Origin of the sequence: Flavobacterium defluvii (assembly GCF_900129555.1) — a bacterium.
In the GTDB taxonomy this organism is placed as follows: domain Bacteria; phylum Bacteroidota; class Bacteroidia; order Flavobacteriales; family Flavobacteriaceae; genus Flavobacterium; species Flavobacterium defluvii.
On the sequence record NZ_FQWC01000009.1, the window covers coordinates 36,082 to 61,201 of the forward strand.

The 25,120-nt window shown below is 35.4% G+C and carries 14 protein-coding genes; 10 read left to right on the forward strand and 4 right to left on the reverse strand.

Going from position 1 to position 25,120, the window contains the following annotated elements:
* Nucleotides 1–255 precede the first annotated feature (255 nt).
* From BUC29_RS17565 to BUC29_RS17585, 5 genes are all read left to right on the forward strand, one after another.
* The gene (locus BUC29_RS17565) at nucleotides 256–4,212 is read left to right on the forward strand and encodes a family 16 glycosylhydrolase (protein ID WP_073417487.1); all 3,957 of its coding nucleotides are present in this window, start codon (nucleotides 256–258) and stop codon (nucleotides 4,210–4,212) included.
* 169 nt (nucleotides 4,213–4,381) lie between these two features.
* Nucleotides 4,382–7,033: a beta-1,3-glucanase family protein gene (locus BUC29_RS17570; protein WP_073417488.1), complete on the forward strand. Its 2,652-nt coding sequence runs from the start codon at nucleotides 4,382–4,384 to the stop codon at nucleotides 7,031–7,033.
* 241 nt (nucleotides 7,034–7,274) lie between these two features.
* Entirely contained in the window at nucleotides 7,275–8,915 is a 1,641-nt protein-coding gene (locus tag BUC29_RS17575; RefSeq protein ID WP_073417489.1) for a glycosyl hydrolase family 18 protein, read from the forward strand.
* A gap of 138 nt (nucleotides 8,916–9,053) precedes the next feature.
* Entirely contained in the window at nucleotides 9,054–11,921 is a 2,868-nt protein-coding gene (locus BUC29_RS21730; RefSeq protein WP_244160843.1) for an RICIN domain-containing protein, read from the forward strand.
* Between the two features lie 649 nt (nucleotides 11,922–12,570).
* Nucleotides 12,571–14,493, forward strand: coding sequence for a metallophosphoesterase family protein (locus tag BUC29_RS17585; protein WP_073417490.1), 1,923 nt, complete (start codon nucleotides 12,571–12,573; stop codon nucleotides 14,491–14,493).
* Between the two features lie 306 nt (nucleotides 14,494–14,799).
* On the opposite strand, the gene BUC29_RS17590 is transcribed toward BUC29_RS17585, so the two are convergent.
* Nucleotides 14,800–15,855: a phosphatidylinositol-specific phospholipase C1-like protein gene (locus BUC29_RS17590; protein WP_073417491.1), complete on the reverse strand. Its 1,056-nt coding sequence runs from the start codon at nucleotides 15,853–15,855 to the stop codon at nucleotides 14,800–14,802.
* Between the two features lie 263 nt (nucleotides 15,856–16,118).
* Here BUC29_RS17590 and BUC29_RS17595 point away from each other — a divergent pair, with 263 nt between their 5' ends.
* The 5 genes from BUC29_RS17595 (at nucleotide 16,119) to BUC29_RS17615 (ending at nucleotide 23,738) form a co-directional block, all read left to right on the forward strand.
* Nucleotides 16,119–16,643, forward strand: a complete 525-nt coding sequence (locus BUC29_RS17595) for an RNA polymerase sigma-70 factor (RefSeq protein ID WP_073417640.1) — start codon at nucleotides 16,119–16,121, stop codon at nucleotides 16,641–16,643.
* A 281-nt stretch (nucleotides 16,644–16,924) separates the two neighbouring features.
* Nucleotides 16,925–17,848 carry a FecR family protein gene (locus tag BUC29_RS17600; RefSeq protein ID WP_073417641.1) on the forward strand — a complete coding sequence of 308 codons (924 nt, stop codon included), beginning with the start codon at nucleotides 16,925–16,927 and terminating at the stop codon, nucleotides 17,846–17,848.
* A 72-nt stretch (nucleotides 17,849–17,920) separates the two neighbouring features.
* Complete coding sequence (locus BUC29_RS17605) at nucleotides 17,921–21,202, forward strand: SusC/RagA family TonB-linked outer membrane protein (protein WP_073417492.1); 3,282 nt, start codon at nucleotides 17,921–17,923, stop codon at nucleotides 21,200–21,202.
* A gap of 6 nt (nucleotides 21,203–21,208) precedes the next feature.
* Entirely contained in the window at nucleotides 21,209–22,978 is a 1,770-nt protein-coding gene (locus BUC29_RS17610) for a RagB/SusD family nutrient uptake outer membrane protein (RefSeq protein ID WP_073417493.1), read from the forward strand.
* 379 nt (nucleotides 22,979–23,357) lie between these two features.
* Nucleotides 23,358–23,738, forward strand: coding sequence for a SpoIIAA family protein (locus BUC29_RS17615; protein ID WP_053471925.1), 381 nt, complete (start codon nucleotides 23,358–23,360; stop codon nucleotides 23,736–23,738).
* A 127-nt stretch (nucleotides 23,739–23,865) separates the two neighbouring features.
* On the opposite strand, the gene BUC29_RS17620 is transcribed toward BUC29_RS17615, so the two are convergent.
* Genes BUC29_RS17620 through BUC29_RS17630 form a run of 3 tightly spaced genes read right to left on the reverse strand, consistent with a single transcriptional unit; the run spans nucleotide 23,866 to nucleotide 25,024 of the window.
* Complete coding sequence (locus BUC29_RS17620) at nucleotides 23,866–24,087, reverse strand: hypothetical protein (protein ID WP_073417494.1); 222 nt, start codon at nucleotides 24,085–24,087, stop codon at nucleotides 23,866–23,868.
* A 29-nt stretch (nucleotides 24,088–24,116) separates the two neighbouring features.
* Nucleotides 24,117–24,518 (reverse strand): hypothetical protein, encoded by a 402-nt coding sequence (locus BUC29_RS17625; protein WP_073417495.1) that lies wholly within the window; start codon nucleotides 24,516–24,518, stop codon nucleotides 24,117–24,119.
* A 17-nt stretch (nucleotides 24,519–24,535) separates the two neighbouring features.
* The gene (locus tag BUC29_RS17630; RefSeq protein WP_073417496.1) at nucleotides 24,536–25,024 is read right to left on the reverse strand and encodes a hypothetical protein; all 489 of its coding nucleotides are present in this window, start codon (nucleotides 25,022–25,024) and stop codon (nucleotides 24,536–24,538) included.
* Nucleotides 25,025–25,120: the final 96 nt, after the last annotated feature.

Consider the following 25,120-nt stretch of genomic DNA (forward strand, 5'->3'; position numbering starts at 1 on the left):
TCTATGTATTTAAATTTTTCACACATTTTTAAATCATTGCTTTTACAAATTTCTTCTCGTCAGTAAAATCCTAAGTAGTTTTACGTCTTTTTTATGCATTTTTTTGCGACCACCGTAGTCAAACCGTACCCAAAAATGTAAGTCTAGCCTGATTTATTTGTTAATATTGTCGGATTATTATTAAAATAATAACCTGTTTACTGCAGAACAGGTTTTATTGTGGTAATAAACTTTACTAACAAAAAACTAAAAAAAATGAATCAAAATGACTCTTTTTTCGGCCGACCACCGAAAGACAATTTCTATTATTTTAAACAATTTTTGGCTGTAGCAATATTTGTGCTGCTTCCATTTTTTAAAGTTCAGGCGCAATGCAAAACATTGGTTTGGTCTGATGAATTTAATGGTACTACAGTCGACCTAACCAAATGGCAGAGTATTTCAGGAAATGGCTGTCCTTCACTTTGCGGATTCGGAAATGCTGAGGCTCAGCGTTACGATCCAAATCAGGCGACAATTGTAAAAGAAGGAACAAACAGTTACTTAAACATTGAGGCAAAATATCAGCCGAGCGGCTCATTTCCGGATCAGCCTTATGCTTCTTCAAAATTAACTACAGAAGGAAAGTATTCACTTAAATATGGTAGAGTAGAAGCCCGTATGAAATTATCAAACGGGCAGGGTGCATGGCCGGCTTTCTGGATGCTTCCCGTTAACGGAAACTGGCCTTATACAGGTGAAATCGATATTATGGAAGCCAAACACAGAAATCCACAATCTGTAGACGGAACGATCCATTATGACGGAAACGGATATCATTTTACAGGCAGAAGTTATAGCTCTCCAACCGATTTATCTTCTGATTTTCATGTTTACGCGGTAGAATGGGGACCAAATTTCATTAAATGGTATGTTGATGATGTTTTATTTCACACCGCAACTCCAAATACTACCGTAAATGGCGGATGGCCTTTTAACGATAGTCAGTTTTATATCATTTTAAATCTGGCTGTTGGTAGCGCAGGAACGCCATATACAAGTGTAAATGGAGCAGGAGTAGCACCAGTTCCGGGAGATTTTCCGGCTAAATTACAGGTAGATTACGTTCGTGTTTATGACGGAAGTTATAAATATGCTGTTGCCGGTGATACAAAAGTATATCAAAACGAAACAGGTAAAACCTATTCTATAAGCGCAATTGCAGGAGCGACTTATAACTGGACAGTTCCTTCGGGAGCGACAATTACGGCGGGACAGGGAACAAATGCTGTAACAGTAAATTGGGGAACTACAGGCGGAGATGTTTCGGTAACGGCAACAACTTCTGGCTGTACGGCAAATACTTATAAATTGGCTGTTGCAACTGAGGCTGCAATTCCGGTAGAGAAAATTCAGGAAGATTTTCAAACCAACAGAAACGTTGTTTACGGAAACAAAACAGGAGTTTTGACAGAAGCAATTGCAAATCCTTCTGCAACAGGAATTAATACTTCGGCTTTGGTTGGAAGATATGTTCGTAATTCTTCTGAATTATACGATGTTTTCAATATTAAAAATATCGTAATCAGTAATGCAAATGATTATGTGTCAGGAAGAAAAAGAATCTCTTTTGATTTATATACTTCGGCACCGGTTGGAACAAAAATTTCTATGCAGTTAGAAAATAGCAATGTTACAACGGCAACTAATTATCCGTCAGGAAGACATAGCGGTTACAAAGCGATTACAACAGTTCAAAATAAATGGGAAACGATAGAATTTGAATTTGAAAAAATTATCGATCCAAACACAAGTGCTTTGACGATTAATAATGTAGTTTTCCTTTTTGAATCAAATTCAAACTCTGGAGCAACATATTATTTTGATAATTTGTTGACAAGAGCTACTCCGGAAAAACCAATTGTTGCCACAGATGTATTGCAGAACTATGACGGCATCAATAAAATTATAAAAGGAACTACAACAGGAACTTATACTGTTGTAGCAAATCCGGGTTCAAATTCAGTTAACTCGTCTGCTAATGTGGCGAGATACGTTAGAAATGTAACCGAACAATACGACGTACTTTTCTTTAATACACAAACTTCAATCGAAGATGCTGGTTTATTTAAAAACCAAACCAATAAAATCATGATTGATGTATATACAACGGCTCCGGTTGGAACGGTTGTAAGTATGAATTTTGAAAATAGCGCAACTTCGCTTCCTGCAAATTATCCAACGGGAAGAAATAGTAATTATGTAGCGATTACAACGAAACAAAATCAATGGGAAACGCTGACATTCTACTACAATTCAAGTCCAGATGCAGGAACTTCAAACCTGGCAATTAACCAAATGGTTCTTTTGTTTAATTCTGGTTCTTACACGAGCGATACGTATTATATTGATAACATCAGAATTGGTGCCACTAAACTTCCGGATACTTACACACCTGGAGTAGTTTACGAAGATTACCAAAATACACATAATATTACATTTAGAGACGCTATCGGAACGTATACAGCAAACGTAGCAAATCCAAGTGCGACAGGAATTAATACTTCTTCAAACGTTGGAAGATACGTTCGTAAGTCAACAGAATTGTATGATAATTTCTCTTTCAATACAACTTTAACCAACATTGGAGATTTTAAAGCGGGAACTAAAAAATTCGCTATGGATGTTTATACATCAGCTCCGGTTGGATCGATCATTTCATGGCAGGCAGAAAGCAGTGCTTCAGTTCCGTCAAATTATCCTGTTGGAAGACACAGTATTTATCAGGGAGTTGTAAAACAAACGAATACTTGGCATACGGTAACATTTACATACGTAAGCACGCCAGATGCATCTACTGCAGATAACGAAGTAAACCGTTTTGTTTTCTTATACGAGCCGGGAACAAATTCTGCAAACACATATTATTTTGATAATTTAAGAGCTTTAAATTTAGTTTCTACAGAAACTCCGGCAGGATTACCTTCCCCTTGGGTGAGTACAGATTTAGGAGCGGTAACGCCAGCAGGAGAAGCTGCACATTCTAGCGGAACTTTTACTATTAAAGGTTCAGGAACTGATATTTGGGAAACAAGTGATCAGTTTCAATTTGTAAATCAATCGATTACTGGCGATGCTGAAATTATTGCCAAAGTAAATTCGCTTACAAATACTAATACGTACGCAAAAGCGGGAGTTATGTTTAGAGAAACGCTTACGCCAACTTCGAAACACGCTATGACAGATGTTACGCCAGCTGCAGGAGTTGAATTTTTATCAAGAAATACTACTTCCGGGGTAACGGTTGCAGATGTTGCTGCGGGAACTGCACCAAAATGGGTTCGTGTGGTACGTTCAGGAAATGTATTTACTTCTTATACATCTGATAATGGAACAACGTGGACACAGCTTGGAACTCCAAAAACAATTACAATGGCCAATACCATTTATGTTGGAATGGCAGTTACATCTCACGCAAACGGAACTTTAGGAACGGGAGTTTTCAGCGATGTTATTGTTAGAAATATTACACCAAATCCTAATGTGAATTTAGCTTTATCGAAAACAGCAACAGCTTCTACAGAAGAAAATGCAACGCTTTCTGCTAATAAAGCAACTGATGGAGACGGAACAGTTTCAAGATGGGCGAGTTCTTTTGCAAATGCTACAGAATGGATTTATGTTGATTTAGGAAGTAACTATAACCTTAATCGTGTAGTATTGAAATGGGAAGCGGCTTATGCAACGCAATACAAAGTACAGCTTTCTACAGATAATGTTTTCACAGAAAATGAAACTATCAACACGCAAACAGCAAGCGACGGAGGAACTGATGATTTAACCGTTAGCGGAACAGGAAGATACCTTAGAATCTTGTGTACAGCAAAAGCTTTGGCTCCTTACGGATATTCATTGTATGAAATTGAAGCTTACGGATCTGCATCTGCGGCTAAAAAAGCCAATGTTATAGTGGAAGAAAGTAAACCGGAAACTGCTGTTTTTGCAATCTATCCAAATCCGGCAAGCGACTACATTCAAGTTTCCATTCCAGAAAATTTAGACAACAAAATCATTACGATTTATGACAATTCAGGATCGTTGATTCTTCAGAATAATTTGGAAAAAGAAGCTAATGAAAGTGTAATTGATTTGAGCAGACTGAGAAAAGGAATTTACATTCTGAATTTCAAATCAGATCAAAAAAGCTGGACTAAAAAGCTAATAAAGAAATAATTAAAAATCCGTTGGGTGTAATTCGTTTTAAAAATAACCCCCTTATCAAAAAGCTGGAATTAAATTTAATAGGATAGCACCGAGAATTACGCCTGACGGATAATAAAACCATTGTTTGAAGATGACTTTGGTTTAAAATCTATTTATGTAACCCCACAATTATTTAAATATGAAAAGCAATAAACTTCAAAGATTTTCAATTTTGACAACACTTTTTCTGGTGTTTTCAACTTTAATGTATGGGCAGGGACCTGTTCCTTTTACCATTAGTAATAATTCAACTTTTGCCGACAGCGATTTATATGTTGCCATTGTTGGTATCGATTATACAACTGGAAACCATGTTTGGGTAAATGCCAAAACGAGTCAGGTTTTACCAATGAGTGCTTCTTACAACACGGTTACAGGACCAACTTACGGCGGAAATACAGGACCGGGACAAAACTCAAAATATGCGGCGTGTTTTACAAAGCTGAGCGAAATTCCAAATAAAACTTTCACTTTGCCATTAATTGCAGGATGCCGAGTTTTTATTTCTAAAGGTTCGCAGTTGTATTTTTACTTTTTTGGTGCGAGCGGCGCTCCGTCGGGATATGCATCTCCAAATCCGCAAAACGCAACCGATCCGAATCAGGGAATTTTATATGAAATGATCGAATTGACTAATAATCAATATGGTTTCTTCGGAAATCCAACACGTGTAGATTCCTATAAATATCCAATGGGATTGGAATTATTTGGAGCAAATGGTTACCAAAAAAGAGTTGGAGACTTAAAAAAACATGCTGATATCGTTGCGGCTTTTAAAGCGAATGTTCCGGCAGAATTTCAAGGTTGTGTAAACGATGCAACGGGCGAAATTACAGCTCCGTCTAAAACTCCGGCTTATGCACCAGGAGGACCATACGAAAACTACTTAAAATCATATATCGACGCGATTTGGAACAAATACAAAAATGAAGATTTAATATTTTATGCCGGAGACGCAGGCGTTTTTAAAGGAAGAGTTATTGGCGAGCAGCTAGAAATGGTTGGACAATCTGGAGGATTTGTTGGACGTACAGGAAGAGTTCAATACAGACCAAGTACTCAGGAAGCTCTTGAAGGAAAAGGTGTTCTGGACAGAAGATTGGTGGATGGAGATTTAGATCTTGTAATTCAGGCTCAATTAACAGCGGCAATTAACCGACATGTTGTAAATGTTACAACAGCAAATCCGGGACAGCAAAACTGGTACGACGCATCAAAATATTATCAGGTAAACCCAACTAACCATTATTCTAAATTCTGGCATTTACCGGGAATTAATGTTGATAATCTGGCTTACGGTTTTGCTTATGATGATGTTGCAGATCAGTCGCCATCGCTTCATTCGCCGCAGCCAACAAAAGTTATCGCTACTTTTGGAGGTTATGCAGGATTAGTTCCTTCAGTTCCGGCTTCGACAGATGTAATTACGGTTTATAAAGATTGTAACTACACAGGTTTCTCTGGCGGATTAACAATCGGAGATTACAATTTAGCGCGTTTAAATTCTTTAGGAGTTCTTAATGATGATATTTCTTCATTAAAAGTTGCGCAAGGTTATAAAGCAATTTTATACATGGATGATAATTTTACAGGAACTTCAACTGTAATTACTTCGGATACTTCTTGTTTGAATGCAACGTGGAATGACAAAGTAACTTCTATAAAAATTCTTCCTAACGGTGTTACCACTTTGGGTAACCAGACTTTCTTCCTTCAAAACAGAAACAGTAATTTGTACATGGATGTTTGGAATGCGAGCATGTCAAACGGTGCCGGAATCAATCAAGGTGCTTTAACTTCTGGAAACAACCAGAAATTTACTTTCACGCATTTAGGCGACGGAATGTACAAAATCATAGTCAACCACAGTGGTATGTCTATGGATATTAATAATTTCAATAAAGCAAATGGTGCACGTGTAGAGCAATATCCGTACAATGCGACAACCAATCAGCAGTTTATTTTGGTAGATGCAGGAAGCGGATTTTATAAAATTGTTGCCCGTCACAGCGGAAGAATTGTTGAAGTAGCAGGAGCAAGTACAGCTTCGGGAGCAATTGTGCAGCAATGGGATAACAATAATCAAACTTGCGGACAATGGAAATTAGTTCCGGCAACAACTTCTCAAACTTCAGTTTTAATTCAGGCAGAAGATTATTCAGCAATGAGCGGCATTCAGGTTGAAGCTACCACAGATACAGGCGGAGGATCAAACGTAGGTTATACAGAAACTGGTGACTGGTTAGCATACAACAGTATCAATTTCCCAACAACAGGTTCTTATTTAATTGAATACAGAGTGGCAAGTGCAGTTACTGGGGGAAGATTATCATCTGATCTAAATGCAGGAGCAATTGTTTTAGGAAATGTTGATATTCCAAACACGGGCGGATGGCAAAACTGGCAGACCGTTTCTCAAACGGTAAATGTAAATGCCGGAACATATAATTTCGGAATCTACATTCAAAATACAGGAATGAATATCAACTGGATTAAAATTACTAAAGTTGGTGCGGGTGCTGCTGCAAAAACAGCTTCAGTTCAGCCAGCAGAAGAACCAGCTGAAATTGCTTTAAATGTTTATCCAAGTCCGGTTGAAAACACACTTTATGTAACGACAGATCTTTCTGGTGGAAGCGTAAAAATTGTCGATTCACAAACAGGATCTACTGTAGCCTCTCAAAAAATCAGCAATAATAGTTTTGATGTTTCGCATTTGAGACAAGGAATCTATTTTATTGTTTTTGAAAAAGATGGCAAACAAACGATCAAGCGTTTCATAAAGAAATAATTTTAGATTTCAGATTTTAGATTTTAGATTTTAGATTAAAATGAACCATAACTTCAAGTAAATCTGCAATTTCAGGCTTTAGATTTTAGATAATAATTTAGGCAGTGTTAGTTCTGCAAAATTAGATCGCATAGACAGTCAAATCTAAAATCTAAAGTCTGAAATCTAAAGTCAAAAAAAAATATAACTCAAGAACCGTCCCCAATATTTACGAGTTTATTAATCTATTAAAACAATTATTATGAAAAACAATTACCGAAGAATGCTGCAGAAATGCATGATTATTTTAGTGTTGGGTCTTTTTAATTTTGCTGCAGCTCAGCAGAAAAAAGTGATAGCCTACATTCCAAACTGGATAGACTTGAATGCTTTTTCGAGTACCATTCAGTACAGTAAATTAACGCACATCAATATTGCGTTCGAAAATCCTGATGCCAACGGATATTTGAGTTTTAATTCCGGAAGCAATTCTATTATCAATGCTGCACACGCTCAAAACATTAAAGTTTTTGTTTCCCTTGGTGGAGGTGCGATTTCAGAAGGCGGAGCCATTCGCGACAATTATTTCAATTTAATTACCCCGGCAAACAGAACAGCTTTTATTCAAAAACTTTACGACTACGTTGTGGCTCACAATTTTGATGGAATCGACGTAGATTTAGAAGGTCCGGCAATCAATGGCGATTACGGAGGATTTGTTATTGCTCTGGCTAATAAACTGCATGCCAATGGGAAACTGATTTCAGCAGCGCTTTCAGAAGGATATGGTGGTGCAAATGTACCTTCATCTACTTTTGCGGCTTACGACTGGATCAATATCATGGCTTATGATGCAACAGGACCTTGGGCACCAAACAATCCGGGACAGCATTCTCCATACAGTATGGCTGTAAATCAATTTAATTACTGGACAGGAAGAGGTTTACCGGCAAGCAAAGCCATCATCGGATTACCTTTTTACGGATACGGTTTTGGAGCTTCAGCTAATCAGGGAATTTCGTATGCTAATATCGTAGCGCAATATCCGGGAGCAGAAAATCAGGATCAGGTTGGAAATACAATTTATTATAACGGAATTCCAACTATCAAAGCAAAAACAACTTTTGCCATTCAAAATGCAGGCGGAGTTATGATTTGGGAATTATCTCAGGATGCAACAGGTTCTAAATCATTATTAACTGCCATCAATCAGGTTATTACAGGAAGTAATCCTCCGGGAACAGGAACTCTAATTCAGGCTGAAAGTTACAACACAATGAGCGGTGTTCAGACAGAAGCGACTACTGATACAGGCGGAGGATTAAATGTTGGATATTGTGATACAGGAGACTGGATGGCGTATTACAACGTAAATTTCCCAACTTCAGGAAACTATGTTATCGAATATAGAGTAGCAAGTGCTGTTAACGGAGCCAGAATTTCTTCTGATTTAAATGCAGGAAGTATCCAGCTTGGCGCTATTAATGTACCGAATACAGGAGGTTGGCAAAACTGGCAGACTATTTCTCAAACCGTAAATGTGAACGCAGGAACGTATAACTTCGGAATTTACATTCAGGCTTCAGGACCAAACATTAACTGGTTTAGAATTACTAAATCGGCCTCAGGTTTAGCTGCAAAATCAGCAGCTCCGGCAGCAGAAACCCCTGCAGATATTGCAAGTGTTACTATTTACCCAAATCCAACAGAAGAAACACTTTTCTTTAGCTCAGAAGTTTCGGGAGCAAATGTAAGCGTTATCAATTCTGAAGGCGGTGCAACAGTTTCTTCTCAAACTGTAAACAACAACAGTATCGACGTTTCTAGTCTGAAAAAAGGAATTTATCTGATTTCATTAGAGAAAGATGGAATCAAAACAGTAAGACGTTTTATTAAAAAATAAGTTCTTAACCGCAAAGTTCGCAAAGAAAAATCGCAAGGTTCGCAAAAGGATAAATACCTGGAGAACTTTGCGTAAAACTTAGCGCTCTTTGCGGTTAATTTTTTATCATTATTGTAACCCTCTTTAACCCCAAATTATATGAAAAATAATTACAGATTTCGGTTAAGTTTACTCTTTATTTTGGCTTTTGGTTATTTTGCGACGGCACAGACTTCTTTAGGTTCGAGTAAAACGGTTTTGAATAAAATAAAAAGCGAATTAGCTTCTTCTGCTACAGCAAAAGGAACAGAAAAAACAATTTTACTTCAGGCAGCAAATTCCAAAAGTTTTAATGGAAAAATTAATTACAAGGAATCAAATGCATCAAGCGAATTTTTGATTGGAGAAATTAAAAATATTGCAGAATCATCTTTTTATATCAAAGTAAAAGATCAGTCGCTTGAAGGTCATATTATTTTAAAGAAAACCAGAGAAGCCTATAAATATTATTCTGATGCCAAAGGAAATGCTTTTGTTTCAAAAGTTGATATTAACAGCTTGGTTTGTATTGATTATAAAAATGTTCCTTCAAACACAAATACTGCTGGAAAAACAGCTGCTGCTGCAGAAATTGCTCCGGCACTACTGAATTTACAAAGTCTACCCGGTGCTGCGGGCTGTGTTTTATTAGATTTTGACGGATATTATATGCCTGCTGGAAATCTTTGGAACAATGGTAATGCCATTAATGCGGCTCCTTCCGGAATGAGCGATGCAGCTGTGCAACAGCATTGGGAAGTAGTCTCAGAGGATTATCGTCCGTTTAATTTAAACGTAACCACAAGCGAATCCGTTTTTAATTCTTATCCAAAAAACAGAAGAATGCGTGTTGTAGTTACACCAACTAATACTGCGGCTCCAGGTGCAGGAGGTGTTGCGTATATTGGTTCTTTTAACTGGGACAATGATGTGCCTTGCTGGGTATTTATTACTTCAGGAAAATCTGGAGGAGATGCTTCTTCTCACGAAGTTGGACATACTTTTGACCTTGGTCATGACGGACGTACAAATCCTTCAGAAGATTATTTCTTAGGTCTTGACGGAACTTCCTGGGCCCCAATTATGGGTGCGGGATATTACAGACCTGTTGTACAATGGAGTAAAGGAGAATATAATTATGCTAATAATCTTCAGGACGACGTGGCTACAATTGCCGGTTCTAAATTTGGAATTGGTTATCGCGGCGATGATTATGGAAATACTATAGCTTCTGCAGCGACTTTAGATTATAACGCAAGCGGAGCAATCAATCAAAAAAACGGAATTATTTCAAGTGAAGCTGATTATGATTTCTTCACTTTTACAACCGGAGGCGGAAATGTTGTTATTAATGCGAATACGGTTTCAAGAGATGGAAACCTGCATCTTTTAATGAGATTGTACAATTCATCTGGAACAGAAATAGGAACATATTGGAATTCTGATCCGTTTGCTTTAAATGCTACTTTGAATGTAAATCTGGCTGCAGGAAAATATTACGTGGGTGTTGACGGAACCGGAGCAGGAAATGCAGGAAGCGGTGGTTATTCTGCTTATGGCTCTATCGGAAGCTATTCTATTACAGGAACAATTCCGCCGGGAGGAAACATTAGTCCATCTACAGATGTAATTACAGTTTACAAAGATTGTAATTATACAGGTTTCTCTGGTGGATTAACTATTGGCGATTATAACTTAACGCGTTTAAATTCTTTAGGCGTTTTAAATGATGATATTTCGTCGCTTAAAATTACTCAGGGTTATCAGGCAATTTTGTATCAGGATGATAATTTTACAGGAGCTTCAACAGTAATTAATTCTGATAATTCTTGTTTAAATACAACCTGGAATGATAAAGTAAGTTCAATCAGAGTTATTGCAAATGGTGTAACAACTTTAGGAAATCAGACTTTCTTTTTGCAAAACAGAAACAGCGGTTTATATATGGACGTTTGGAATGCAAGTATGTCAAACGGAGCAGGTATAAATCAAGGTGCATTGAACTCAGGAAGTAATCAGAAATTTACGTTTACTCATTTAGGTGACGGAATGTATAAGATTATAGCAAATCATAGCGGACAGTCTATGGATGTTAATAATTTTAATAAAGCGAATGGTGCGCGTGTAGAACAATATCCGTATAATGGTACTACAAATCAACAGTTTATCTTGGTTTCTACAGGAGACGGATTCTATAAAATTGTGGCCCGTCACAGCGGAAGAATTGTTGAAGTTGCCGGAGCAAGCACAGCTACCGGAGCTATTGTACAGCAATGGGACAATAACAACCAAACTTGCGGACAATGGAAATTAATTGCAACAACAACTTCACAAACATCTACTTTAATTCAGGCAGAAGATTACTCAGCAATGAGCGGAATTCAGGTTGAAGCTACAACAGATACAGGTGGAGGTTCAAACGTGGGTTACACTGAAACGGGTGACTGGCTGGCATACAATAATATCAATTTTCTAACAACAGGTTCGTATTTAATCGAATATAGAGTTGCAAGTGCCGTTACTGGCGGAAGATTATCTTCTGATTTAAACGCAGGAGCTATTTTGTTAGGAAATGTTGATATTCCAAATACAGGAGGCTGGCAAAACTGGCAGACGGTTACACAAACGGTAAACGTAAACGCAGGAACGTATAACTTCGGAATTTATATTCAAAATACAGGAATGAACATCAACTGGATCAGAATTACAAAAGTTGGAGCAGGAGCGCCGGCTGCAGTAATTGCCGAAGAAAAAATAGAAGATTCTGTATTAAATGTGTATCCAAATCCGGTTTCAGAAACGTTGTTTTTTACAAACGATATTTCGGGCGGGAATCTTAAAGTAATAGATTCTCAAACTGGATCTGTAGTTTCATCACAAAAAATCAATGATAATAGTTTAAATGTTTCGCAATTGAGACAGGGAATTTATTTTGTTGTTTTTGAAAAAGATGGAAAACAAACAATCAAACGATTTATAAAAAAATAACCCATTTGCCATAATGGTTTTAAATACATTAAATTTTAGGTTTTAATGTAATGGAAGGCTGTCAGAAATGACAGTCTTTTTTGATATAAATTGGTTTTTGAGATTTGATTCCATTTATTATGTGTAGTCCCTACGGGACAATTTGTTGGTCATGTAAATATTATTTTCTACCGTTTTTAACGTCTAACGAGGTTATTCTGAAACATTAAATAACGAAAGTTAAAAACTCCGTTAGGAGTTTCATATCGGTAGAAAAAAATACCCGCTCCGATGCATTGTCCCGTAGGGACTATACATTTTTTTAATCAATCAAAAATCACCACAAAGCTTTGTGAACTTTAGTTTTATTCAAAACTAACTAAAAAAAACTTAGCGAACTTAGCGAAAAACCTTTGCGGACTTTGCGGTTAAAAAAAATCACAACAAAGCTTTGTGAACTTTAGTTTTATTCAAAACTTACTTAAAAAAACTTAGCGCGCTTTGCGTATCCCGATAGCTATCGGGATTGCGAACTCTGCGGTTAAAAAATAACCTCAATAAAAATATTATCATTCCATAACAATAACATAAACACATTTCATCTTTAAATCAATAAAATTGCGGTTAAATACTTTTAATAAATTCCCCATTTTGCAAAGCTTCATAACCTATGAATTTAAAATTTACTTCCCCAATAATTATACTCTTTATAATCCTTTTCAATCATACAATTTTAGCCCAGAATTCAAAGAATTTAGATGGCGTTCAGATCGCTTTTTTATCAGATGTTCACCTTCAGGATTTGTTTGGTACATTTTCTGATAATGATTTTAAAGGTGTTTTGAATACCAAAACAGGAAAATATACGTTAATAAGAACGATGGCCTCGCAGTTACATTCGACGAGAATTTTCAATGAAAATTATTTTGCCTTCATCGCCGCTCTTGAAGATATTGAAAAAAGGAAGATAAAATATGTTGCACTTCCGGGCGATTACACGGATGACGGACAGCCGATACACGTGCGCGGATTGAAGAAAATTTTAGATCAGTACCAAAAAAAATATGGTATTGAATTTTTTATAACCACCGGAAATCATGATCCGGTTGGACCATTTGCTCAGGAATCGGGAAAAGAAGATTTTTTAGGAAAAGAAGGGAAAAGCCAACCCATTTTTAGCAAAGACGGCATGTATAAGCCTAACATGAATATCGAACAGCCAGTTGTAGTAACAGCCGATATTGCTAAAATGGGTTATTTAGGCATAACAAACGATCTCCAAAATTTTGGTTTTTATCCCAATAAAAAATACAAATTCTGGTCGACTCCTTTTGCTGGTTACAATTCCCAAAATTACAATTACAAAAAAGCTGTTGAAGCTTCTCAATTAAATAAAAGAGTCTATAATGTTGCACCCGGATTTGAAGTTCCGGATGTGAGTTATGTCGTAGAGCCAATCGACGGACTTTGGCTTATGGCAATTGATGGAAACGGTTATATTCCGAAGAAAACCGATGGTGATCCAAAAGATCCTAAAAATTATTTAGAAGCAAGTACGGGATATAATAATGTACTTTCAAATAAAAAACACCTTATAAAATGGGTTCAGGATATTTCGGTGGAAGCCAAACTTCGCGGAAAAACTTTGGTTGCTTTCAGTCATTTTCCAATGATTGATTTTAATGATGACGCTTCTGCGGAAATTAAAGAATTATTAGGCCCAAATAAATGGCAGTTAAACCGAGTTCCGGTTGAAGAAGTAGCGCAGGTTTTTGCCGATGCAGGTTTGAAAATTCATTTTGGAGGGCACATGCACATTAATGATACAGGATTACGCACGACAGCAAAAGGCAATACTTTGGTTAATATTCAAACGCCGTCGCTTGCGGCTTATATTCCGGCGTATAAATTATTAACAATCAAAAAAGATAATCTGGTAGATATTCAAACTATCACAATAGATGAGGTTCCGCGATTTGATGAGCTTTTTGATTTGTATAAAATGGAATATCAGTTTTTGCAGAGTCAAAATGCAAAAGATATTTGGAATATCGATATTCTGAAAACCAAAAATTACCACGATTTTACCGATTTCCATTTGAAGGAATTAGTCCGTTTAAGATTTTTATCAGATGATTGGCCTTCTGCTTTTAAAGATTTTATTCTGAATGTTTCTGCGAATGATTTATTGGTTTTAGCAAATATAAAATCAGATAAAGATTTTGATTTTATTCTCAAAAATAAATCACAGTTTGAAAAAGAATGGAACGAAGCTGAATCAAAATCGGAACAAATTTTAACCCAAAATAATCTCAAAAAAGAAGATTTTAACTGGACAGGAAATGATCTTTTAATTGACTTTTACCGTTTTAGAAGTGCTGATGAACTGGCTCTTGCCGATGTTGGAGAAAAACGAGTTACGGCATATAAAGTGGTATCTAAATTATTTTTAGATTCTAAAGATGAAGCTTCAAAACCTTTGCAAAAACAAATGAAGTTATTTTTTATGATCTTTAATAAATTCATGCACGAAGTTCCCGCAGATCATTTTACAGTTGATTTAAAAACGGGTGAAGTTAAAAGTTTAAAGTAATTTTTAGCCGTAAAGTTAAACCCGACAGGTTTTTTAAAACCTGTCGGGTTTGCTATTGTGTGTATATTTTTTTTGCGCAAAGAGTGCAAAGTTTTTTTCGCAAAGTTTGCAAAGGTTTTTGTTAGCGTTTATTAATAAACGTAAAGTTCACAAAGCTTTATCAATACAGCTTTGTGAACTTTGATTTTTATAAAATCTTCTTTAAAAACTTCGCAAACTTTGCGAAAAAAACTTTGCGTCCTTTGCGTTAAAAAAAGTCACAGCCACAAAACCTTGAAAATAGTGACTGCAACTATAAACTAAAATCTAATTACCATTAACAGGATCAACCCTCACATAAGTTCCATCATCATATTTAATTTGATAAGCAGAATCAAAGAAAGTACTTGGCAGATAATAATCGGTAGTAATGATTTGCGCCCCAGAAGTTTTTGCAGCGTTAAAATGCGTATAATCATTGGCTCTTGCTTCTTTAGTATCGGCGTCGGCTCTGGTTCTTATGATGTAGCCTTTTTTAACTAAATCAGCAATTGTTGGATCTTCAGGATTATTTCTAAAAATAGTTGCAGCTTCCGGTTTTCCAGGCTCGGCGTTGATGAAAACAGCACGTCCTTTTAACGACGGATGATTTAAGGCATATAAATCTCTTTTTGCACCATTATTATCCAAAATAAACAAGAATTTACCTTTTGCTTTTTTCAGCGTTGGCCAGTTGTTGTTTAAAACCGCTTCTTCAAGCGTTTTGTATTTTCCGCGCACCATATCCGGAGTAATTAATTTATTTCCTAAACCTTTACGAAGTTCTTTATCTAAAGCATCAAAAAGTTCAGCTGTAAATTTTTCTGCTTTTGTGCCCAAAAAACTATCATCGTCTTTTGGCTCTAAAGTGATAAAAACCGGCACATGATCAGGATTTGCGTCAGACCATTTTTTTAATTCTGCAAGACAGTTTTGAAGTGTGTAACAAGAAGTTCTAAAATCAATATCAATCATATGAAAAACTTTAAAACCCGGTCTTTTCATTTCTCCATTCGGGTCATAAGCCTCTTTTGGTTTTACAAGATCTAAACCTTTTGGATGTGCAAATTTTCCACCTTTTGGATCGGCTTGCACATCGATTTCCAGTTGACGTAAACCTTTATTTAACTGCTCTGTAATAGAAATATGCGTGTATTGCAATCCTTTTAAAGAACGCGTAGTATCTTTTGCCTGAATGAAATTATATAAATCAGGTTCGATATTGTGTCGGTAACTATTGTGCGAACCAATAACTTGTATCTGGTTGATTTTTAAATTGTCATTTTGCGCCTGACTCAATTGTGCAGCCCCAGCAAAAAACAATGCAAACAAAATTTGTTTCATGATTTTAGATGAAATTAGAATTAAAAGTATGATGGCGCAGCAATAAAGAATTGCATTTTAGAGATTACTAAAGTAGACTTGGAATTTAATTTTTGTGTTAGGTAAACAAAAAGAAATCGCAAAACAACTGTCATTTTTGCCTGAAAATAGTAGTATTAATAAAGCAAAAACATTCTAAACTTAATTTAAAGATAACTTTCAGGCAAAAAGTATTGGTATAACATTTCCTTATTTTACATCAATTAATGTTACCAAAATTACCAATGAAGAATCCTGAAATTTTTGAAAAAACGTATACTCATTACTGGCAGAAACTCAATGCCTTTTCTTATACGATGACTCAGGATAAAGATTTGGCACAAAACATTGTTCAGGATGTTTTTATTGATTTATGGGAACGAAAAGATGATTTAAACATCAATGCGATTGAACCGTATTTATTTCGTGCTGTAAAAAATCAGATTTTTAAACATTACCAGAATAATCGTTTTGATAAGACGATTATGGAAGACAAATTTGAAGATTATATTATCGACAACTTTCAGTCGATCGATCCTGAAGTAATGGATTTACTTTATTCCTTATTAGACAAACTTCCCGAAAAAAGAAAAGAAGTTTTATTAATGTATAAATTTCAGGATATGTCAATTGAGCAAATTGCAGATGAACTTGGAATTTCGAAACAAACGGTAAAAAACCAAATTTCATCGGCATTAAAACAATTGCGCGAAGGCTTGAAAGATCTGGCCTGGCTGGCTCCAATTATCTTTTTTAAAGAAAATTTTTAAGATAACTTTCTGTTGATGTTTTCATAATATTTCCGGATAGTACGATTTTAAACTTTCGGTACTTATAGAAAACAAAACTGTTGAATGTAATTAGCAAATTTTTGTTTTAACACATAGAAACATAGATTTTTTCTTTTTTAAGAGGAAATAAAAAAAACTAGTTTTTACACATAGCTAATCGTTCAGCTATGATTGTTATTGATAGTGAAACCCCTTTTAACGTTTCAAAAACTATGTTTCTATGTGTTGAAAAATTACACAAACAGGGAGCAATAAGTATTATGAAAAAAAGAATCAAGCATAGTTTAGAATATCTTATAGATAAAAGTTCTCGAAATAAAACTTCAGAAGCAGAAGAAAATCTGCTGACTAATTTCGCTTTAAGCGAATATCAAAAATCAAATTGGGATGAAACTTCAATGGGAAATTCTGATGAAGTTTCTAAAAATATATACGATGGAATTCAGCTTCGAATGGTAAAGAAGAAAACCATCAATCCTTATATAAAATATATGGCCGCTGCCAGTATTCTTTTTCTTGCTGGTTTAGGTTTTTTCTTTAAAACTGAAATCACTGCAGAAAAACAATTAGCATTTAAAACGTCATCGATTCCCAAATCTATCCAATTAAGTGACGGCTCGAAAATTTATCTGGCAGCAAACTCATCATTTCAGTATCCTGAAAAATTTGAAGGCGGCGAAAGAAAGGTTACTTTACTGAAAGGAAATGCTTTTTTTGAAATTGCCAAAGACAAAAAACATCCTTTTATTATTACTTCAGGAGAATTAAAAACGAGAGTTGTGGGAACTTCATTTCACATTCAAATGTCAAAATCAAAATGTGAAGTCATTGTTGTTACCGGAAAAGTAAATGTCACTTCAAAAGGCCAGAGCATTGATTTGGTTCCGAATGAAGAAGCTGTTTTTGAATCGGAAAAACTTATTAGACAAATAGCCGATAAATCTTTTTTGGTCAATTGGTACAATACCGATGTTACACTGGATCAAACTACTCTTAAACAAGTTATCACGATTTTACAATATAAATACGGAGTTTCATTTCAATATAATAATGAACAGGTATTAGCAACGCCCTTAACGGTATTCATTAAAAAAGACGCAGCATTAGAGAATGTTTTAGAACAAATAAATTATATCACAAACCTAAAATTCAAAGTTTATGGCGAAATAGTAAAAGTGGATTAAAACTAAAAAGCAGTTGCTGGGAACAACTGCCAATTAATAATTAAGTATCGTAAAAAACCAATAACTTAAATCATGTATTTTAAACCTTCTTATTTAAATCTAAAGAGTTTTATCTTTTTAGTATTAGGATTACTAACCATTCAGAGTGGTTTTAGTAAAACTATTTTAAAAAAATCAAAAGTAGAAAATAAAATAGAGAAAGCAACTCTTGTTTCTATTTTTTCAAAATTAAGCCAGCAGACTGATTATAAGTTCAGTTACGGACAAGCAGTAATTGCAGATAACACAACTTATACAGTAAATTATACTGGAGAAACAGTTACATCAATTTTAAATGATCTTTCAAAAAAAGCTAATTTCAATTATAATATTAACGGAAAATTAGTTTTAATTCAAAAAACAGCTGCGCCAAAAGCAGTAAACACAAAAGCAGTAGAAAGAATTAAAGTAAAAGGAAAAATCGTTGACGAAAATAAAGTGCCTATTCCGGGAGCAACTGTAATAGAATCAGGAAGTTCTAACGCGACGGTTACAAATTTTGACGGAGAATTTGAAATTACTGTTGGAGAAGGAAAAAACATCGAAGTTTTGTACATGGGTTATAAAACCAAAATACTTGCAGCGCAAAGTGGTTTTATGACTATCCAGTTAGAGCCAAACACAGCAGAATTAAATGAGGTTCTAGTTGTAGGTTACGGAAAACAATCTAAAAAAGATGTTACAGGAGCAGTTACGCAATTAGAAGCGGCAAACTTTAAACAAGGTGTAAATATTTCTGTTGATAATTTAATTCAGGGAAAAGTTGCCGGTGTACGTGTTGTTAACACAAGTGGTGAGCCTGGAGCGGGAGTAAATGTAACAATTCGTGGAGTTGGATCTATCAGAAGCGGAAGTACACCTTTATTTGTTGTTGATGGTGTGCCATTGTCAAATGATGATGTAAGCCCTTCCGGAAGTAATGTTGGTTTTGGAAATTCATCTGCAAAAAATCCATTAAACTTTTTGAATACAAGCGATATCGAATCGATCACAGTTTTAAAAGATGCATCGGCTTCTGCGATTTACGGAGCAAGAGGATCAAACGGAGTTGTTTTGGTTACGACTAAAAAAGGTTCAAAAGGCGAAGGTACTTTAACAATGGATTCTTATATGGGAATTGCAAATGTGGCCAAAAAACTAGATGTTTTAAGTGCAAGCCAATACAAAAGCGCGATTAAAGACCCGGCTTTTGATCACGGAGGAAATACAGACTGGCAGGATGTAATTTACAGAACTGCAATTACTTCAAACAATTCTTTAGCTTTTTCTAAACAGACAGAATCTGGAAACTATTATGCTTCTTTGGCACAAATGGATCAGGAAGGTGTTGTAAACAATAGTAATTTCAAACGTATTTCTGGAAGAATTAACGCTGCTGAATCATTTTTAGACAACAAACGTTTAAAAGTAAAAATGAATCTTACTGCGAGTGAAACAAAAGATGATGGTGTTCCAACGAGTGATGACGGAGGTTCTAACGGACAATTGATCGTACATACTTTAATGGCAAATCCAACGCGTTCTGTTTTTGATGCCAACGGAAATTATACAAATTTCAATATGAACGCACACTATAATCCGGCTTATTTATTAAGTATTTATGAGGATCGTACACGCACTTTGAGAGTTTTAGGAAACTTAGAAACTTCTCTTAGAATTGTTAATGGTTTAGAGTATAAACTAAACATTGGTATCGACCGTTCTATGGCAGAAAGAAATACGACTATTTATCCAAACTTGACCGATTTGAATCCGAAAGGAAAATATGTTCAGAACAACTTAGATTCTAAAAATTCTTTGATTGAACATTATTTAACATACAATCTAAATCTTGATAAACATAAATTAGAAGCTCTTGGAGGTTTCTCTTATCAAAAATTTGAAAGATCAGGAACAAGTTTCAGTATCGACGGAATTACAAATCAGGGCGTTGGTGTAAAACCTTCTATTAATCCAGGTTTTGCAGGAACGCAGTCTGGAACAACTGGTTATGCTCAGGAAAATGAATTACAGTCTTATTTTGGAAGATTAAACTACACTTTCAATGACAGATATCTTTTAACGGCATCTATGAGAGCTGACGGATCGACCCGTTTTGGTAAAAACAACAAATACGGTTACTTCCCTTCATTTGCAATGGGATGGAACATTTCTAAAGAAAAATTCTTAGAAAATGCAGCAACTGTAAGTAATTTAAAATTAAGATTAAGCTGGGGACAAACAGGAAATCAGGAAGTTGAAAATAAAATTACACAGGCAAGTTATTCATTATCCGGAGCAGACGGATATTATTTATACAACGATTTGAATCTTGTAAACGGAGTTTCTGTAAACAGAACACCAAATCCTGATTTAAAATGGGAGGTTGTTACACAATACAATGCAGGTTTAGATTTCAGTTTTTGGAATGATAAATTGTACGGAACTTTAGATTATTTCAATAAAACGACAACCGATGCCATCTTGAATGTCCCTTCTCAGGCTTTAAGTCCTACAACTACAATCTGGACAAACATCGACGGAAAAATCATTAACAAAGGTTTTGAATTTATGTTAGGTTCAAAAATAGTAGATACAAAAGATTTTTCTTGGAATGTTGACATGAACGGTGCGACTTTGAATAACAAAATCGAAAACCTTCCGGTTTCAGAAATCTTAACGGGAACTATTTCCGGGCCTGGTCAATCCGGGGTAAATGCTAATATTTACAAAAGCGGTTACGTTGCAGGATCTTTCTACTTGTTAGAGCATATTGGTTTTGACCAAAATGGAGCAAATATCTTTAAAGATCAAAATGGAGACGGTAAAATCGATAACAGCGACAGAATCATTATAGAAGGTGCTTTACCAACTTTTTATTACGGATTGAACAGTGACATGAGATATAAAAACTTTACACTTTCATTCTCGATTATCGGACAAACTGGAGGTTATTTATTAAACAATACAGGATTAAATGCTTTGAACATAAATAACTTAGCATCAGATCGTAACGTTGCGACAGGATATTATGAGTCTGGAGCCAACCCAGCAAACTCTCCAATTTTGTCAACCCTTTTCTTAGAAAAATCTGATTTCATCCGATTAAACACAGCTCGTATCGGCTATAATTTCGACTTAAAAGGAATGAACTGGATCAACGGATTAACACTTTATGTAACAGGCCAGAACTTAATAACGATTACAAATTATACAGGTTACGATCCGTTAATCAACAGTCCAAAATCAAACGGAGGAAACCAGTCTATAGGTATCGATTACGCAAGTTATCCAACTTCTAGAACATTCAGTTTTGGAGCAACTTTAAAACTATAATTTATTATGAAGACAAATACTATTTTTAAAATAAAAGCATTAGCAATTTTTTCTTTTATATGGCTTTTTGCAAGCTGTACAAATCTTGACGAAGTTGTTCTGGATGAGGTTTTAGGAGAAAATGCTTCGAACCCGGCAGGAGCTTTAGCGGCAGCTTACGACCGTTTAGGAGACGGAACTTTTGTAGATCACGGAGGAGTTTTTTCTTTACAGGAATACACTACAGATGAGGCAATTTTACCAACTCGCGGAAGTGACTGGGGAGACGGTGGAAAATGGAGAGATATGCACGAGTTTACATGGAAATCTGACAATGCTATTGTGGGAGATAACTGGAACAAGCTGACAAATGGAATTACCCGTTCGTTAACTGCAATTCAGTCAATTGAAGAAAGTTCTATTCCGGAAAAGAAATTATTTTTAGCCGAAGCAAAAGGACTTTTAGCCTATTATTTATACACAACTCTGGATTTATACGGACAAGCGCCATATAGAGATCCAATGAATCCTAATGCGCCATTACAGATTTTAAAAGCTGATACTCAAATCGATCAGTTAATAAAAGATGTTGAAGCTTTAATTCCGGATTTGGCAAATATGGGTGAACAGCAAACACACCACGGGCGTTTTACCAAAGAAGCGGCTTATGGATTTTTAGCAACAATGTATTTAAACCGTGCTGTTTTTAAAGACCGCTTTAATGCTGCTTCAAACTTTAATTTTAATGAAGCTGCAGTAAGCGGAACAGGAACCGATATGGACCGTGTAATTTATTATACATCATTATTAATCAATTCCGGAAAATATTCTTTAGAAAGCGATTATTTCAAAAACTTTGCTAGAGATAATAACAACGGAAAAGAATTAATTTTTGCAATTTCTCAAAAGATAGATTACATCCGTAACGGTTCAAACAGTTTTGCTTACGTATGTATGGAGCGTAACCAGAGAACTTCTGCAGCAAACAGAGGAACAAACGCTGCTTGTACAACGCCTGAATTTTTTGCCACATGGGACGGAAATCATGATGATCCGAGATTTCAGCAAAAATACCAATATGCAGACGGAACATGGTTTATGAACGACGGGACTGATGTAAGTACACCAGCGACTGATATTGTACCAAAAAGTGCTAATTTACCTTGGTTTCACTTTAACAGAGGAATTCAGTACGGGCCACAATACGGACCAATATTATTGGCTTCAGGATCTCTTGAAATGACAGGAAACCGTATTAAAGTTTCTCCATTATACATGGAAAAAAGTACAACTACAAGAATGGATTTTACGCCATCTTTAACATTCAAAAATCCAGCTCAGGCAGTTTTTGCTCAAAACGAAATCAATCAGGGAGCCCGTATTTTTAAATATGAATTTGACCCGGAAGGAGGAAACGGAAACAGTAATGTTGATATTCCGTTATATCGTTTAGGCGGAATTTACACAATGAGAGCCGAAGCTTATTTCAGAAAAGGAAGTCCAGCATTGGCAATGGATGATCTTAACAAATTACGTACAAGCAGAAAAAGAGAATCTTTATACGGAAATGCACCGGGAAAAGCTTTAACTGCCATCGACCAAACGGTATTATACAATGAAATTGGTTTTGAGTTGTACTGGGAATTATACAGAAGACCACAAATGATCCGTTTTGGAAAATTTGATTTGGCAGGAACTGCAAAAGCTGCCTCTCAGCCATTTAGAAGAGTATTCCCAATTCCACAGTCAACAATCGACGTAACGAAACAGTTTACACAAAATCAGGGATACAATTAAAAATTTGTGTTAGTTTATTTTTTATTTTTTTTTGAAAAAAGCCTGTATTCGAAAGAATCAGGTTTTTTCTTTTTAGGTTCAAAGGTTCAGAGGGACAAAGGTTCAAAGGTTCATCGTAGAGACGTACAGCTGTGCGTCTACGCAAAGCATATCATGCTATTTTTAAGATTTTAAATTCTGTAATTAGAAGCACAGCAATGTGTATCTAAGCAGAGAAAAACCTTTGCACCTTTGTTCCTTTGCACCTTAAAAAACTATAATAAACATTTAAGAAAAATGTAAGATTTAACTACTGTAAAATGAGTAAATTTGAGTAACATTTTGATAATCAATATTAAAACGTAAATACTATTAATAACTCAAAAAAATGTAAAAAATCATGATACATCAAATTGACACTACCGATAATATTGTTGCCTTTAGAGCATTGGCAGAAGTTACAAAAGAAGACTTTTTAACCGCAGTTGTTCCAGCTGTAGAACATTTGGTAAAACAAACTAACGAAATCAATTTTTTATTGGTTCTGGATACTGATATAAAAAACTTTACCGCAGGAGCGTGGCTTCAGGATGCGCTTTTAGGTCTCAAACATTTAGGAAAATGGAACAGAGCTGCCATTGTAACCGACTCTGAAGATATAATTTCGTTTACAAACGGATTTAGTTATGTTGTTCCCGGAGAATTCCATGGATTTAAAAAAGAAGCATTTAATAAGGCATTAAACTGGGTGGAGGGAAATATTAATCTGCCGGCAAATTAATTCTCAATTGTCAATTTTTAGTCATCTAAGTACTCAGCAAAGTATAAAACATGACATTTATAGAATGCCCGTTAGGTTCTAAAACCAAAACGGGCATTTTCGCAATTAGCAAACGTTTTTTCTTTTATTACTTTGCTACTTTTTTGTAAACTGCGGCAGATAATAGTGGCAGTGCGAGACTTCCAACAATAGCGGCAGCTTTAGTATGTCCTGTTTTCTTTAAAACAGCTCCAATTAAAAGTGAGCCAAATCCGGCACAAGCCAGCTGTTTTACAGAAAGATTAGAAGTAGTATTTTCGATAGGTTTGATTCCGTGCAATAATGGGTCAATGAATTGTAAATTTTCCATGATTTTTATTTATTTAATTAAACGTATTTTTATTTGTTGCTATTTTTTTCGAGATCAGTTTCTGTCTCAATTTTTTGAATTTCTACTTTTTCTTTTTTTATTGCCTGACGCAAAAGTGCAAAAAGGCTCATATAGATATTTGCCATAAATACCAGCGAAAATCCGGCCAAAATATATCCGCGCCAGTCGTTTAACAAAAGTTTATAATCTGTAAAGATCAAAAACGCAATTGTGACATAATGACTAAAGCAATACTCACATGTAAGCAGATAAAAAAATTTTCGTGACAAAATATATTTGTCATTTTGAGAACGTTTGACACACCATTCGTGAGGTTCTCTAAAAATCTCTTCATGAGTAACAGTCCAGCTTATACAAGCTATCGGAACGGCCAATACAAAAAGCCAGATAATTTGAGTTGCTATAGTCATAAACTAATGAATTTTATTTATTCTCTCGGATGATTTTCAGGATAATGCTCGGCATCAAAATCATCTAGTTCCTCATCATTATCGAGATCTCCATCTTTTTCCAAATCATTTTCATAATCCAGTGCTGGATCATATTCATCATCAAGATCATTTTCTTCACCATCATTTGTAATGGCGTCATCTTCATTGATAATTCTTTCCTGATTCGGAATATTTTCTGATCTCACATTTGTGTTTTTTTCAAAATCCTGTGCAGGATGTTTTAGATCTTCAATAAATTCTTCCTGATATTGATACGGATCTTCATCTCTGGCATAATTATCATTATCAACGAGAGTATTTTGCTCTATAACATCAGGATCGCTTTCTCCAAACTCCTGATTGTTTTCTTTCTTTACATCCAGTTTATATTGATCCTCATTAGAATACGTTCCGTCAATGAGCGTATTTTGATCTATAAAATCCGGATCCGTATGACCGTAGTCATAATTATTGTGCTTTTCCATAACGTTAAAATTTAGTCGTTTAATTTTGTGTCTTCTTTACTTCAGTTTTTCACGGCGTATAAGTTTCTAAAAGTTGTGTTTTACAAATTTAATATT

Excerpts from the sequence above, each read along its gene's own strand:
- BUC29_RS21730 (WP_244160843.1), top strand. The coding sequence starts at position 9,054 with ATGAAAAATAATTACAGATTTCGGTTAAGTTTACTCTTTATTTTGGCT.
- BUC29_RS17610 (WP_073417493.1), top strand. The coding sequence starts at position 21,209 with ATGAAGACAAATACTATTTTTAAAATAAAAGCATTAGCAATTTTTTCT.
- BUC29_RS17570 (WP_073417488.1), top strand. The coding sequence starts at position 4,382 with ATGAAAAGCAATAAACTTCAAAGATTTTCAATTTTGACAACACTTTTT.
- BUC29_RS17605 (WP_073417492.1), top strand. The coding sequence starts at position 17,921 with ATGTATTTTAAACCTTCTTATTTAAATCTAAAGAGTTTTATCTTTTTA.
- BUC29_RS17600 (WP_073417641.1), top strand. The coding sequence starts at position 16,925 with ATGAAAAAAAGAATCAAGCATAGTTTAGAATATCTTATAGATAAAAGT.
- BUC29_RS17625 (WP_073417495.1), bottom strand. The coding sequence starts at position 24,518 with ATGACTATAGCAACTCAAATTATCTGGCTTTTTGTATTGGCCGTTCCG.
- BUC29_RS17615 (WP_053471925.1), top strand. The coding sequence starts at position 23,358 with ATGATACATCAAATTGACACTACCGATAATATTGTTGCCTTTAGAGCA.
- BUC29_RS17630 (WP_073417496.1), bottom strand. The coding sequence starts at position 25,024 with ATGGAAAAGCACAATAATTATGACTACGGTCATACGGATCCGGATTTT.
- BUC29_RS17620 (WP_073417494.1), bottom strand. The coding sequence starts at position 24,087 with ATGGAAAATTTACAATTCATTGACCCATTATTGCACGGAATCAAACCT.
- BUC29_RS17585 (WP_073417490.1), top strand. The coding sequence starts at position 12,571 with ATGAATTTAAAATTTACTTCCCCAATAATTATACTCTTTATAATCCTT.
- BUC29_RS17575 (WP_073417489.1), top strand. The coding sequence starts at position 7,275 with ATGAAAAACAATTACCGAAGAATGCTGCAGAAATGCATGATTATTTTA.
- BUC29_RS17595 (WP_073417640.1), top strand. The coding sequence starts at position 16,119 with ATGAAGAATCCTGAAATTTTTGAAAAAACGTATACTCATTACTGGCAG.
- BUC29_RS17590 (WP_073417491.1), bottom strand. The coding sequence starts at position 15,855 with ATGAAACAAATTTTGTTTGCATTGTTTTTTGCTGGGGCTGCACAATTG.
- BUC29_RS17565 (WP_073417487.1), top strand. The coding sequence starts at position 256 with ATGAATCAAAATGACTCTTTTTTCGGCCGACCACCGAAAGACAATTTC.